This is a genomic window from Pseudomonas sp. MWU13-2105 (genome assembly GCF_023242315.1).
Taxonomy (GTDB): domain Bacteria; phylum Pseudomonadota; class Gammaproteobacteria; order Pseudomonadales; family Pseudomonadaceae; genus Aquipseudomonas.
Window position 1 is genome coordinate 22,991 of the sequence record NZ_JALLIY010000022.1, and the last position, 13,021, is coordinate 36,011.

At 59.2% G+C, this 13,021-nt stretch carries 11 protein-coding genes; 7 read left to right on the forward strand and 4 right to left on the reverse strand.

Annotated features, from left to right (window positions below; all coding sequences use genetic code 11):
* Window positions 1-215 precede the first annotated feature (215 nt).
* From M5B96_RS27355 to M5B96_RS27385, 7 genes are all read left to right on the forward strand, one after another.
* Entirely contained in the window at window positions 216-3,593 is a 3,378-nt protein-coding gene (locus tag M5B96_RS27355) for an ATP-binding protein (RefSeq protein ID WP_248800087.1), read from the forward strand.
* Window positions 3,568-4,254, forward strand: coding sequence for a response regulator transcription factor (locus M5B96_RS27360; protein WP_191486392.1), 687 nt, complete (start codon window positions 3,568-3,570; stop codon window positions 4,252-4,254). Before M5B96_RS27355 ends, M5B96_RS27360 begins: the two co-directional genes overlap by 26 nt.
* Window positions 4,255-4,698: 444 nt before the next feature.
* The gene (locus M5B96_RS27365) at window positions 4,699-5,046 is read left to right on the forward strand and encodes a DUF6124 family protein (RefSeq protein ID WP_248800088.1); all 348 of its coding nucleotides are present in this window, start codon (window positions 4,699-4,701) and stop codon (window positions 5,044-5,046) included.
* 378 nt (window positions 5,047-5,424) lie between these two features.
* Window positions 5,425-6,879 (forward strand): leucine-rich repeat domain-containing protein, encoded by a 1,455-nt coding sequence (locus M5B96_RS27370; protein ID WP_248800149.1) that lies wholly within the window; start codon window positions 5,425-5,427, stop codon window positions 6,877-6,879.
* A gap of 477 nt (window positions 6,880-7,356) precedes the next feature.
* Window positions 7,357-7,704: a DUF6124 family protein gene (locus M5B96_RS27375; RefSeq protein ID WP_248800089.1), complete on the forward strand. Its 348-nt coding sequence runs from the start codon at window positions 7,357-7,359 to the stop codon at window positions 7,702-7,704.
* 213 nt (window positions 7,705-7,917) lie between these two features.
* Window positions 7,918-9,060, forward strand: coding sequence for a DUF3883 domain-containing protein (locus M5B96_RS27380; RefSeq protein WP_248800090.1), 1,143 nt, complete (start codon window positions 7,918-7,920; stop codon window positions 9,058-9,060).
* A gap of 186 nt (window positions 9,061-9,246) precedes the next feature.
* Window positions 9,247-9,504: a DUF2442 domain-containing protein gene (locus M5B96_RS27385; protein ID WP_248800091.1), complete on the forward strand. Its 258-nt coding sequence runs from the start codon at window positions 9,247-9,249 to the stop codon at window positions 9,502-9,504.
* Between the two features lie 87 nt (window positions 9,505-9,591).
* Here M5B96_RS27385 and vapC read toward each other — a convergent pair whose 3' ends face one another.
* The 4 genes from vapC to M5B96_RS27405 form a co-directional block, all read right to left on the reverse strand.
* Complete coding sequence (vapC, locus tag M5B96_RS27390) at window positions 9,592-9,990, reverse strand: type II toxin-antitoxin system tRNA(fMet)-specific endonuclease VapC (RefSeq protein ID WP_248800092.1); 399 nt, start codon at window positions 9,988-9,990, stop codon at window positions 9,592-9,594.
* Entirely contained in the window at window positions 9,990-10,220 is a 231-nt protein-coding gene (gene vapB / locus M5B96_RS27395) for a type II toxin-antitoxin system VapB family antitoxin (protein ID WP_248800093.1), read from the reverse strand. Before vapB ends, vapC begins: the two co-directional genes overlap by 1 nt.
* Window positions 10,221-10,552: 332 nt before the next feature.
* On the reverse strand, window positions 10,553-11,371 hold the full coding sequence (locus tag M5B96_RS27400; RefSeq protein WP_248800094.1) for a YfaP family protein: 819 nt from the start codon (window positions 11,369-11,371) through the stop codon (window positions 10,553-10,555).
* Between the two features lie 3 nt (window positions 11,372-11,374).
* Window positions 11,375-13,021, reverse strand: a complete 1,647-nt coding sequence (locus M5B96_RS27405) for a DUF2300 domain-containing protein (protein ID WP_248800095.1) — start codon at window positions 13,019-13,021, stop codon at window positions 11,375-11,377.

Here is a 13,021-nt window from a genome sequence, read left to right on the forward strand (position 1 = left end):
CCTGACGTAAAGGCATACGTCATTTGACGTAGGGAAATTCGCACCAAGCTGGCGCAGGCTAGCGCCCCAGGTCCGTGCCACCTGACAGCCTTACGCGCAGGCGCACGCACGGGTAATCACTGGTGCGGCCCGGCAGCCTGGGGCATGAAAATTGCTCAATTTTTCACCACTACAACGCCAGGCACGGAGCGCCTTGACCGCAGGAGTCCTACACCGTGCTACCACCCGGCACCCAGCGCATCGCCAAGATCCGTCGCGACTACAACAGCTGGGTCGCCGACGAGACCATGGAGGACTACGCCCTGCGCTATACGCCGAAGTCCTTTCGCAAGTGGTCGGAGCTGCGTATCGCCAACACCGCTTTAGGCGCTGTGTCGTTCCTCGCTCTGGAGGCGATCGGCGGGGTGCTGGCCCTGAGTTATGGGTTCACCAACACCTTCTGGGCGATTCTCGCGGTGAGCCTGGTGATCTTCTTCACCGGCCTGCCCATCAGCTACTACGCCGCCCGCTACGGCGTCGACATGGACCTGCTGACCCGCGGCGCCGGCTTCGGCTATATCGGCTCGACCATCACCTCGCTGATCTACGCCAGCTTCACCTTCCTGTTCTTCGCCCTGGAAGCGGCGATCATGGCCCTGGCCCTGGAGCTGTATTTCCATATCCCGCTGGCCTTCGCCTATGTGATCTGCTCCGTACTGGTGATCCCGCTGGTGGCCTATGGGGTGACGCTGATCAGTCGCCTGCAGCTCTGGACCCAACCGTTGTGGCTGGTGTTGCTGGTACTGCCCTATCTGTTCGTGCTGGTGAAAAATCCCCAGGCTTTCAGCGACTGGACCAGCTTCCTCGGCCGCAGTACCAGCGGCGGCGACTTCAACCTGCTGGAATTTTGTGCGGCCTGCACCGTGGCCCTGTCGCTGGTGACGCAGATCGGCGAACAGGTCGACTACCTGCGCTTTCTGCCGGAGAAAACCGCGGCCAACCGCAAACGCTGGTGGGCCGCGCTGCTCTGCGCCGGCCCCGGCTGGATCATCCCCGGCGCCCTGAAGATGGCCGGCGGCGCCTTCCTGGCCTTTCTCGCCCTGCAACACGAAATCCCCATGGAGCGTGCCGCCGAGCCGACGCAGATGTACCTGGTGGCCTTCAGTTATGTGTTCTCCTCGCCGGAATGGGTTCTGGGCGCCATGGTCCTGTTCGTGTTCGTCTCGCAGATGAAGATCAACCTGACCAATGCCTACGCCGGCTCGCTGGCCTGGTCGAACTTCTTCGCCCGGGTCACCCACAGCCATCCCGGCCGCGTGGTCTGGCTGGTGTTCAATGTGGCGATTGCGCTGATGCTGATGGAGCTGGGGGTGTTCGATGTCATCGACCAGGTGCTCGGCCTCTACGCCAATATCGCCACCGCCTGGATCGGCTGCGTGGTCGCTGACCTGGTGATCAACAAGCCGCTGGGGCTGTCGCCGAAACACATCGAGTTCAAGCGCGCGCACCTCTACGACATCAACCCGGTGGGTGTCGGCTCGATGCTGATTGCCTCGCTGCTGTCGATCCTCGCCCACTTCGGCCTGTTCGGCGCCCTGGCCCAGGCCGCGCCGCCCTTTGTCGCTCTCGGTACCGCGCTGATCATGGTCCCGCTGTTGGCCTGGGCTACCGGCAGCCGCTACTACATCGCCCGCAGCAGCGACCCGTTGCTGCTGCGCCCGGTAGAGCCGAGCACACAGATCACCTGCGGCCTATGCAGCAACCCGTTCGAAAGCGCGGACATGGCGTTCTGTCCGGCCTACAGCACGCCCATCTGCTCGCTGTGCTGTTCGCTGGATGCGCGTTGCGGCGACCGTTGCAAACCCCAGGGGCGCCTGTCCGCGCAGTTCGAATCGCTGTTGCGCTGGCTGCTGCCGAGCACCCTGGTCCCGCGCCTGCACACCCGGCTGATGCATTACCTCGGTCTGCTGCTGGTGCTGATCCTGATGCTCAGCGGCGCCCTGGCGCTGATCTACGGCCAGGCGTCCCAGGGTTTGCCCCATTCGGCGACCTTGTACCAGGCGTTTTTCAAGGCCTTCCTGACCCTCTCGATGTTGGCGGCGATCCTCGCCTGGTGGATCGTCCTGACCCGCGAAAGTCGCCATGTGGCCCAGGAAGAGTCGACCCGCCAGACCCAGTTGCTGATGCAGGAAATCGCCGCCCACCGTCTGACCGACCAGGCGTTGCAGGATGCCAAGGAAGCCTCCGAGGCGGCCAACGCGGCGAAGAGTCGCTATATCACCGGGCTGTCCCATGAACTGCGCACGCCGCTCAACAGCATCCTCGGTTTTACCCAGAACCTGCAGCGCGACGCGGCCATGCCGGAGCAGCACCAGGATGCCCTGGCGACCATCCTGCGCAGTGGCTCGCACTTGCTGTCGCTGATCGACGGCCTGCTCGACGTGGCCAAGATCGAGGCCGGCAAACTGCGCCTGGAACTGACGGAGATTCCGTTCCCGGAACTGATCCATGACCTGGAACTGATGTTCACTCCGCAGGCCCAGGAGAAAGGTCTGCGCTTTCGCCTGGAACTGATCGGCAAGATGCCGGCGGTGGTGCGTGGCGATGAGAAACGTGTGCGGCAGATCCTGATCAACCTGCTGGGCAATGCGGTCAATTTCACCGACAGCGGCGAGGTTTGCCTGCGGGTCAGTTACATGCGTGAAACGGCGACCTTCGAGATTATCGACACCGGTATCGGCATCGACCCCGAACATATCGAGCGGATCTTCCAGCCGTTCGAACGTGGCGACCTGATGCGCCAGGACAAGGGCGTCGGCCTCGGTCTGACCATCACCCGCATGCTTACTTCGTTGATGGGCGGCGAGTTGCAGGTCAAGAGTCAGCAGGACAAGGGCACCTGCTTCCAGGTGCGGCTGTTTCTGTCCCAGGTGCGCGCGCCCCAGGCCGTGGTCCATGTCGAGCACGACATCATCGGCTACCAGGGGCCCCGGCGCCGGGTGCTGGTGGTGGACGATCATGTCGACCATCGCAAGGTGCTCAATGGCATGCTCACGCCGCTGGGCTTCGAGGTGGTGCAGGCCAGCAATGGGCAGGAAGCGATTCGTCAGGTGGCGTTGCTGGGGCCGGACCTGATTCTGATGGACCTGTCGATGCCGACCATGGATGGCTGGGAGACGAGCCGCCTGATCCGCCGCAATGCGCTGTCCACGGTGCCGATCATCGTGATCTCGGCCAATGCTTTCAGCGATGAGCGCAACCTGGCCAGCGCCTGCAATGACTATCTGGCCAAACCGGTGCGTACCCCGGAGTTACTGGAGCGGATTCAGAGACAACTTGACCTGCATTGGGTGCGGCGTGAAAAGCCGGCGCCGGCAGCACTCCCCGAACCCTGGGTCTTGCCCTCACACCCTGACCTTGTCGCCCTCGGAGAACTCAGCGCCATCGGCTATGTCCGTGGCCTGCAGGAAAAGCTCGACAGCATCCAGGCCGAGGCACCCGACACGGCGGCGTTTATCGGGTCGATCCGCAAGCTGCTGAAGAACTTTCGCCTGGACGAAATCAACCGCACCCTCAAGGAGGCAGAAGATGAATGCACTGACCACAGTCGCTGAACCCGGTGTCGTGCTGATTGTGGATGACACCCCGGACAATCTTGCCCTGCTCTCCGACGCGCTTAACGATGCCGGTTATATGGTGCTGGTGGCGCTGGATGGGTTGAGTGCGTTGAACCGGATCGAGCGCCGGCGCCCGGACCTGATTCTGCTGGATGCGATGATGCCGGGGTTGGATGGGTTTGAGACCTGTCGGCGGATCAAGGCACAACCGGAGAGTGCTGATATTCCGGTGCTGTTCATGACGGCGCTGACGGAGAGTCGGCATGTGGTTCAGGGGTTTGAGGTGGGTGGTAGCGATTACGTGACCAAGCCGATTCAGATCGATGAGGTGCTGGCTCGGGTGGCGGCGCATCTGCGGACTTCACGTATTTTGCATTCGGCGCGTGCGGCGTCGCAGCCAGTGGCGGCCTTGAGTTTGAATGATGAACCGGCCAGCCAGGTGCTATCGGCGCGCTTTCAACTGACGGGCCGTGAGGTGGAAGTGTTGCGCTGGGTAGCCTGTGGAAAAACCAATCGCGACATCGGCACCATCCTCGATTTGAGCCCGCGTACGGTGAACAAGCATCTGGAGCATGTGTATATCAAGCTGGGGGTGGAGACGAGGACGGCGGCGACGTCGGTGGTGCTTTCGGCAATGACTGAGCATCGGCGGATGTAGCGGCTTCGATCATTTTCGTGACGTCACGGAAATGATCGACAGCATCCAGTCCAGTGACTTCACATGTGGCTATGGCGCGCTGAATGGCGATGAGAAAATTCATTTTCAGTGATCTTGCGGCGCCAGCAAGACAACTCGCTTTCCTTTGAATGAAGTTTCCTAGAAAATCCTGAGCGCTTGTGCCTGCCAATTTCGGTGGCTAGTCTTCAGTCGTCACTGCACATCAGTGATCGGGTTTAGTAGCCCGCCGTTTGACTAGGCGCAAAGTGCCCCCTTCAGCAAGGCGATGTCTTTCGACCTGCGCTTTATGGTGGCCGTGCGCAGGGCGCCTTCGGGTGCGCCGGGCCTAGTCACCGGTCTACTAACCTGCGTTCGGCCGCCACCCTTGAATCGTTTAGTAGCGATAGTAGCGGCTCCGTACTGACCGACTAGGAGTCACGCAGCATGTTCAAAATCACTCCCAACCCACCGGGAACATCCGGTATCGATAGCATCGACCCACAAGCCGCTGATCGCGCTTTGGCGTACTACATACTGCCTCAAGGCGGCGGTCCAAAACGCCCCGATGTCACAGGAACACAGAACCAAGCCCCTGCCCCGCAAAGCCGAGAAGACGCCCTCGTCAACGCCAGCTCAATCCTCGACTCCGCTGCCGCCACCGCCTATGAGAATGCGGACAACCTCACGGGCGCCAGTCGCAAAGTGGCAATGGGTGTGGTGCATCTGATCGAGTTAGCTCAACGGCAGCTGGATTCAGTGATTGAAGAGCAGCCCGCAGGGGTAACAAGCTGACGGAAAGCAGCGCGACATACAGGGGGAGCTTGCTCCTAATGCCTGTCAGTTAAGAGCGATCTTAACTGACTGAAATTTGTGGCGAGCGGGCTTGCCCGCGCTCGGCTGCGAAGCAGTCGCAAAATCGGCATACTCGGTCTCCCTGATAGGCTACGTTCGCTGGTTTCGGGGCCGCTTCGCGCCCCAGCGTGGGCAAGCCCACTCGCCACAAGACCGCGCTCCGCTTCAAGCTTCCCTGAGCGACTGGCATTGAAGCTTGCTCCCCTTTTTTCACGCATGCCTCTGGACACCTGGCTGACTTCACTGGCTAATACTTCCATCAATCCTTTCGGCTCACTCACCTCGGACTCGTCAATTGTGCTGAACCGCAACGCCCTGATGGCCCAACTCTCTGCCGCACCCGATGACATTGCCGCGCGCGCTTCGCTTTATCGCGATTTGCTCGACAGTGGAGAGGCTTCACTGGATGGATTACGAGTCGCTGCCGGCCTGTGCGATCCGGCCGCTATCGCCGCAGTTGCGCAGTTGAACGCCACCGCGCATAGCAATCGCCCCAAGGCATTGTTGTCGCAGCTTCGTGGACTGCCCGTAGACCATATCGTGTTGGAGAATGCCGAGCCTGACTGGCTTGATGCCCTGGCTGGGCTGCCACTGCGTACCCTGGTACTCAACAGCCCGAATTTCAGCTGCGATCAGACTGTGTGGCAACGTTTGCCAGCCACAGCCCTCGAAACATTGGAAATCACCGGTTTTTCGCGCGATGACAACGCCACCAGCCTCCCGTCACTCGAACGGTTGCGCCGGCTGAAGTTGGAAACCTACGGCGAGGACTTCGACGACCGTTTCCTCCAGCAACTCGGCAGTGGCGCGCTGCAGGAGCTGTCGTTGAACCGTTGTGATGAGGTCACCGACGACGGCCTGCTCGGGCTGTCACGACTCAAGTTGCGCTCACTCACATTCGAACGCGCAGGGGAACTCACCTCACATGGAATGCAGCACTTGGGGCATCATCCACTCGAACAGCTATCGCTCGGCTGGAATGGCGCAATCCTGAAGGAGCCTTCCTGGCTCCACAGCCTGACCGCATTGCGCTCGCTGAGCCTCGATTACTGTTACGCAACCGACGCCATGCTTCACGCCATCCGAGACCTGCCGATCGAACGGCTTTCGCTGCAATCTTCGTATATCTGCGAGGACGACATCGCGGAGCTGGAAGGCATGCCACTCGCCGATCTGGATCTCAAATCTTCACAGCAAATGATCGAGAGGCTCGATGTGCTGCACGCGTTTCCACTGAAACGCCTGGGGCTCTCCGATGTGCAAGGTATCGACGCGCATACGTTGTCCGACCTGCGCGGTTTGGACCTGGAATCGCTGGACCTTTCATTGAACGACATCACCGGGAAAGAGCTGAAACAACTGGCCGGTCTGCCGCTGAAGAGGCTTAATCTCAGTTTTTGTCGCGGCATCGACGGCAAGGCTTTGCGAATGCTCGTCGAATTGGGATTGCCGTTGGAGCAACTTGAGATAAGCGGTCTGGATCTACGCGATGCCGACCTGGCTTGCTTGCGCGATCTACCGCTGCAACGACTCGGTTTATATGAAAGTCCTTGGCTCACCGACGCCGGAGTGGCCCACCTGGCGCATTTGCCACTGCGAGATCTGACACTCGCGGCGGGTCCGGGAGAATCGCAGCTCACTTCAGCCGTGGTGTCCGTGTTGGAGCAGTTGCCGCTACAAAAACTGTGGTTGCCGAACTGCTCAGGGATCAGCGCAGAAGGATGGGACCGCTTGGCCAGATTGCCGGCCCACGTGACTGGGCCCGGTATTTGACAGGTCGTGGAAATCCACATAACCACTGAGTCGTATCAGTCCTAAGCACCTGGAAAATCGAGGGCCCAGCAGGAGAGTTCGCGCTCCCGGCCAACTGCCCTTTCAGCGTTTTAACACCGTCAAATCAGCTGCGTTTTTTCAGTGATCTTGCAGTGCCTGCAAGACAACTCGCTTTCCTTTGAATGAAGTTTCCTAGAAAATCCTGAGCGCTTGCGCCTGCTAATTTCGATGACTAGTCTTCAGTCCGTCACTGCATATCAGTGATCGGGTTTGGTAGCCCGGTATAGATTGGCGCACAGCGCCCCCTTGGAATGAGGCGTTTTTTATTGCCTGCATTTTATGGTGGCTGTGCGCAGGGCACCTTCGGGCGCGCCGGTTTCTCCAATCTTCCGGTCTACCAACCTGTGTACAGCCGCCACCCCAATCGTTTGGTAGCGATACTGGTGACGGCTCCATCCGTGAGATTGGAGATTTGCCATGTACAAAGTCACACCCAACCCACCGGGAACCTCCGGAATCGAAAGCATTGACCCCCAAGCCGCTGATCGCGCCTTGGCGTACTACATATTGCCTCAGGGCGGCGGTCCAAAACGCCCTGGTATCGCAGGAATACAAGGCAAGCCCCCGGCGCCACAAAGCCGAGAAGAAGCCCTCGTCAACGCGAGCTCAATACTGGACTCCGCTGCCGCCACTGCTTATGAAAATGCAGACAACCTAAGCGGTGCGAATCGCAAAGTGGCGATGGGTGTCGTGCATCTGATCGAGTTGGCTCAACGACAAGTTGATTCCGTGATTGAGGACCAGTCCGCTGGGGTAACAAACTGACGGGTACAAGCCCAGTGCGATTTAGAGGGGAGCAGTGCTCCCCTTTTTGCTGACGACTACAAAGCTCTCCCCATCAGGTGCTCGTAAGATTTTTCGTCGAGCTAACAGGATATTTCTCCTTCTCTGGACAGCCATTTCTAAGACTTCGTTTTTTATGTGAGACTCTCCTGCAAATTCACAGGATTTGACTTACATAGTGGCGCATGATGCGAAATGAATGAGCTCTCCCGACTGCAAAGCCCCGCCGCCGTCCAAGCCGCCTTTGACGAGTTCTCAACCCTGGGACGCTCTGCCTTTCTGAAGCGGTATGGCTTCGGAAAATCGAGGTACTTCCTGGCGCGCAACCCACGAAATGGCGAACAGTGCGATATCAAAGCCGTTGTGGCGGTTGCCTACGGCGTGCAATTCCCATCTGACGGCCCACTGAGCGCGACAGCGCTTGTGGAAAACGAAGCGACCGTCGCGGCCAAATTGCAGTCGCTCGGGTTCGATGTGATCCGAATCGGAGAGGACTGGTCGCAGGACGAAGTCGATGCGACCGTAGCCGATTACTTTGAAATGCTGCGGCTTGAAGCTGAACAGCGCCCCTACAACAAAACCGAACACAACAGCGCATTACGCGCCCGACTCAACGGACGAAGCAAAGGTTCGGTGGAACTCAAGCATTCGAACATCAGCGCCATTTTGGCTGGCCTGGAATTGCCATTTATTCAGGGCTACAAGCCACGAGGTAACAGCCAGCTTTTACTGCGCCAAGCGGTTCAGGCCTATGTCACAGATAACCGCAGCGTCATGCATAAAGTTGTCGATGCACTGGAGGAAGTAAAAGCGCCCGGGGAAAAGACCTACACCAGCACCGTGCTGGTGGATGCGCCCAAGAAGGAAGCTTTACTTCAGGTATCCGAAGCCACATCGCGCATCCGCATACCCCGTAAGCTCAATTTCGCGGCACGTGACGAAGCCAACCGGCAACTGGGCCGCAGCGGAGAAGAATGGGTCATCGGCTACGAGCACCAGCGGTTGCAGGAGGCTGGCTACCCGGATCTGATTCAGCAACTGGAATGGATATCGGACACCCGAGGCGACGGTGCCGGGTTCGATATTTTGTCGTTCGATACACCGGTGGACCATCGGTACATCGAAGTCAAAACCACCAACAATGGAATAGCGGCGCCCTTCATCATCAGCCACAACGAGCTGCAGTTCTCAAAAGAGATGGATCAACAGTTCTTTCTCTACCGAGTGTTTGAACTGCGCAACGCGCCCAAGCTCTTCATTCTGCGCGGCGATCTGTCGGATCATCTGTACCTGAAGCCTTTGGATTTCAGAGCGAGCTTTCGAAACTACGTTGGCTGAATTTCCAGCCGACCAATCACACGGAGTCAGTTTGGCTGTGACTTCCATGGTGACTTCCATGGTCGCCCATCAGACCCCGACTAATCGGGACCGATGGGCGACCTGCTTAAAAAGCTCGAGTCATCAGTGACTCTCTCACGGAGGCCTTGGCATGGATAATCGGACAGAACGGAAAAAATGGCAGCCATGAAACGCCCTCGCCTGCTGGCCGTGCAAGCACACCCAGGTTTCACACTGAAGCTGACCTTCATGGACGGACAGGTTTTCAACCTGGATATGAACGACGATATCAAGCACTACCCAGGCTTGAAGCCATCGAGCGATGCTGATGCGTTCGCCTGCGCGGCCATTAGCGACGGTGGCTGGACCGTTGAATCGGCGGACCTGGATATTCAGGTCGGCGCTGACACGCTGTACCTCTTTACAGGATTACCTGAAGGCTGAGACCAAAGACTTCACCGAAGTATTGGACAGTGAGTTCAAGGGACCACTGTCGGCGACTTCATCCACAGGTAAATCATGACGTTTTTCCTACATCCAGTCTTCCACGCGCAGACCTGGTACCCGGTCAAACTCACGAAGGTTGTTTGTGACCAGAATCAGGCCCTGTGAACGGGCGTGTCCGGCAATCATCTGGTCGTAGGGACCAATAGGCTTGCCAGCTCTGGCCAACTCGGCACGAAGCTGGCCCGTATGCGCGGCCGCGCCCTGATCGTATTTCAAGACATCCAAGCGCGCCGCAAAGCCCTCTACCTCCGCCAAATTCCGCTCTGGATTCAGCGATTTTTCCGCGCCGTAGATCAGCTCCATCAATGTCACGGTGCTGATGGACAGCTGCCCACTGTGCGCTTTGAATACCTCGCGCACATGCTGGGGTTTGTTCTTTATGGTGAAAATGCAGATGTTGGTGTCGAGCATGAACTTGAGCATCAAAACAACTCCCGCTCCTGCTCAACTGGTTGCTCACGATCAGCCATGAAATCAGCGGTTACCCCCTCGCCATCAAACCAGCTATCCCACGACTCACCCGCAGGGGTAATAATCCGGGCTCTGCCGATAGCGACAACATCAACACGCCTTACGTCGTCAGGTAGCGCAGCGGCCTTTGGCAAGCGCACAGCCTGGCTACGATTGCTCTGAAATACGGAACCTTGCTCCATGTGACACCTCAGGGATATGCCTTACGTATATCCCACTGTAAAACAGTGAAGGGATATGTCAACGGTATATCCAAATTTTTCTTGAATGGACTCGCTGGACTCCCGTTTCATTGGGCCAAGCATCGTTACCCATCACACCGAGACTGTCTGTCGCCCAACATCCTCGTTGAGCATCAGCATTTGGGACCAGACAAGAACGAAGTTTCCGACGTGTCGCTGAAACGAGATTTCAGCGACACGTTCTTCCCTCATGTTGCCGTCAGCGACATATCCCCACCACGTGTCGTCAAAACCGCAAAACAGAGACACGTTAGGCCAGGACCTGAGCATTCTCAGGGATAACTAAACCGCCTCGCCAACGTCAGTTCCCCCGGCGCCCGCATCGGCACGATGAACGATTCCATCTTCTCGTTCACCGTCCCCTCCTCCGTAATCACCGTAACCTTCGCCGTGGTCAGTGGCTGCACGGCATTCTCCTGCCCGCCGCTCTCGTCATCGTCACTGCGATAACCACCACCGAAGTAGTTCACATAGATCAGGTACTGGCCTTTGATCGGTGCGGGCATGGAGAAAATCTCCGGACCGTAGCCGGTGGTCACGTCCACATCCAACGCCGCACCATTCGGAGCGACCCGGTCGCCGTACCAGATATGCGCACCATCCGGCGTCACCACATGCAAATCCAGGTCAGTGCCGTCCGTATCCCACGACAACAGAATCCGCAACTTGGCCGGGGTCGCCCCGCCGCCCACATTGAGAAACTGCACCCGCTTGCGCTGCTGCCCATCCGGGCTGCGCACTTCAACGCTATTACTGCCAGTGGGAAACGAAAACGGTCGATCAAAATTCCCCGACTCATCGATCTTCAACGGCATGCTCACGCCATTGACGATCAGATTCCCCGGCATCCTGGCGCTCTTCGGCGCGCCCTTGATCATGCCCCGGATCCGCGCCGTATCCGCCTGGCCCGCAGGGGTGTTAACCGACGAGGCCGGGTAGTTGACGGTCTGGCGGAAGTGTTCGCCGTCCGGCGAGCCGGCATGCCAGCCGCCCTTGGGCGTGTCCAGCTGGATGCCGCTGTCGGCATGGGCCGCGTTCAGCACAACCAGGGCGCCGAGGAACAGGACAACGGTGGAGATGCGCAATTTCATGGCCTATTCCAGTAACAGGTGACGGGCAAGCCCTTCGACGTAATCTTCGTCCTGGCCGTTCGGATGGGCCTCGAACGCCAGGTGCAGGTATTCATGGGTCAGGTCGAGTCGGTCCTGCTGGGTCAGCACGCCGCGCACATAGATGCGTTGGCGCTCGCGGTCGACATAAGGCCGACCGTAAGACACCCGACAGACCGCAAACTGGCTCAATTCGTTATAGCCGACTTCCTGGTCCAGGCGCTGGCGCCAGACGCGACGCTGTTTCAGCAGCCATTCCTGCGCTGCCGGCAACGGCTTACACGAAGCCACCGGGTTGTCCCAGCGGCTCAAACTCGCACGCGGATAAGCGTGCTGGAGAATCTGGTCGTAACGCTCGCCGTCCTTGGCCTGTTCCACCGCCTGTTGCCAGGACAGCTTGTCCGGGCCCGACTGATCAGAGTGGTAAGTCACCGGGCTGCCCGCCAGCACCAGGTCGCTGGTCCAGGCCGCGATACCCCGAGCTTCGGCGGTGGCCGGACGTGGAGCAACGCGCTGACGGCCGCTGCTGTCGTCAATGCTCAGGCAGTCGCCGCTACGGCCAGCGTTCTGCAACAGGTAGGTGCGGATCGCCACGGCCAGGGCCTTGGCGGCTTCGACCGGTTCGGTCTTGGCTTCACGTTGCAGGACACGGGCGACGTATTCCTCACGGTCCAGCCGCGCAACCAACTGCGGCTGACCGGCGTTCAGCAGCAGGAAGAGTTCGCCCGCGCTTTCGATATCCAACTGGTTGCCATTGGCGAAGTCGACCCGATAGTGGCCTTGCAAGGCACCGTTGGGAGCGGCTTGGCCATCAGCACGGGTAACACCTTTCAGCGGATAACGGGAAAACAGATCGACCTGCACGCAACGCCCGGCATCTTCGGACGAAGGCGATGGCAAGAAGCTACCCAGCACATCCGAGTAGTGCCGCAGCACCATCTGGCTGGTACCGCGACCACCAGCCCAAAGCGGCGTGCCGTCTTCCAACCAACCGGCAAAACCGCCCTGGCGTGAGTGCGCATCCTGGTCGCCGAGCCAGCTCCAGGTCTTGACCCGCACGCGCCCGCCGAGCAGCCCCACCGCCTGACCATCGGCGGCATTGAGCACCACGTCCAGCAGCAGTTTGCGCGCCGAGTCCTGAGCGGGCAGCGTGCGCAGCGCTTCCAACAATTGCACCACGGGGACACGGGTTTGCGGTTGCAGTTGGTTGAAACTCAGTAGCCAAGCGGGCGCCTGCCGTGCCTGCCAGTAGGCGCGCCATTGACCGTCATCGATCTTCAAACGCTTGGGATCAAAGTACAAACCACAGGAACGGACCAAGGCAGCATCCCGGGCAATACTGCCGCCCGGGGTGCAGCAATAGACTTCCTCGTGATCCTGCCCATGACAATCGTAGGCAGGCTCTTTCTGGTCGGTGTCCACCAACCAGGCATAGACGAAGAGTTTCCACAGGCTGCCCAACGGCGTTTGCAGATCCGCCGGCAACGGCTCGCGGTTGAGCACCTGGGTGGTGTTCAACTGCACCAGTTCATAACCACCTGCGGTTTTCCAGGCCAGGCGCAAGGGCGCTTCCTCTGCCGTCGCCAGCAGAGGAACGATACACAACAGTAACCAAGCCAGTGGGCGGGTCAT

What these genes read in the sequence shown, in the direction of transcription:
- M5B96_RS27360 (WP_191486392.1), top strand. Translation starts at nt 3,568, where the DNA reads ATGAATGCACTGACCACAGTCGCTGAACCCGGTGTCGTGCTGATTGTG.
- M5B96_RS27365 (WP_248800088.1), top strand. Translation starts at nt 4,699, where the DNA reads ATGTTCAAAATCACTCCCAACCCACCGGGAACATCCGGTATCGATAGC.
- M5B96_RS27370 (WP_248800149.1), top strand. Translation starts at nt 5,425, where the DNA reads ATGGCCCAACTCTCTGCCGCACCCGATGACATTGCCGCGCGCGCTTCG.
- M5B96_RS27375 (WP_248800089.1), top strand. Translation starts at nt 7,357, where the DNA reads ATGTACAAAGTCACACCCAACCCACCGGGAACCTCCGGAATCGAAAGC.
- M5B96_RS27380 (WP_248800090.1), top strand. Translation starts at nt 7,918, where the DNA reads ATGAATGAGCTCTCCCGACTGCAAAGCCCCGCCGCCGTCCAAGCCGCC.
- M5B96_RS27385 (WP_248800091.1), top strand. Translation starts at nt 9,247, where the DNA reads ATGAAACGCCCTCGCCTGCTGGCCGTGCAAGCACACCCAGGTTTCACA.
- vapC (WP_248800092.1), bottom strand. Translation starts at nt 9,990, where the DNA reads ATGCTCAAGTTCATGCTCGACACCAACATCTGCATTTTCACCATAAAG.
- vapB (WP_248800093.1), bottom strand. Translation starts at nt 10,220, where the DNA reads ATGGAGCAAGGTTCCGTATTTCAGAGCAATCGTAGCCAGGCTGTGCGC.
- M5B96_RS27400 (WP_248800094.1), bottom strand. Translation starts at nt 11,371, where the DNA reads ATGAAATTGCGCATCTCCACCGTTGTCCTGTTCCTCGGCGCCCTGGTT.
- M5B96_RS27405 (WP_248800095.1), bottom strand. Translation starts at nt 13,021, where the DNA reads ATGACCCGCCCACTGGCTTGGTTACTGTTGTGTATCGTTCCTCTGCTG.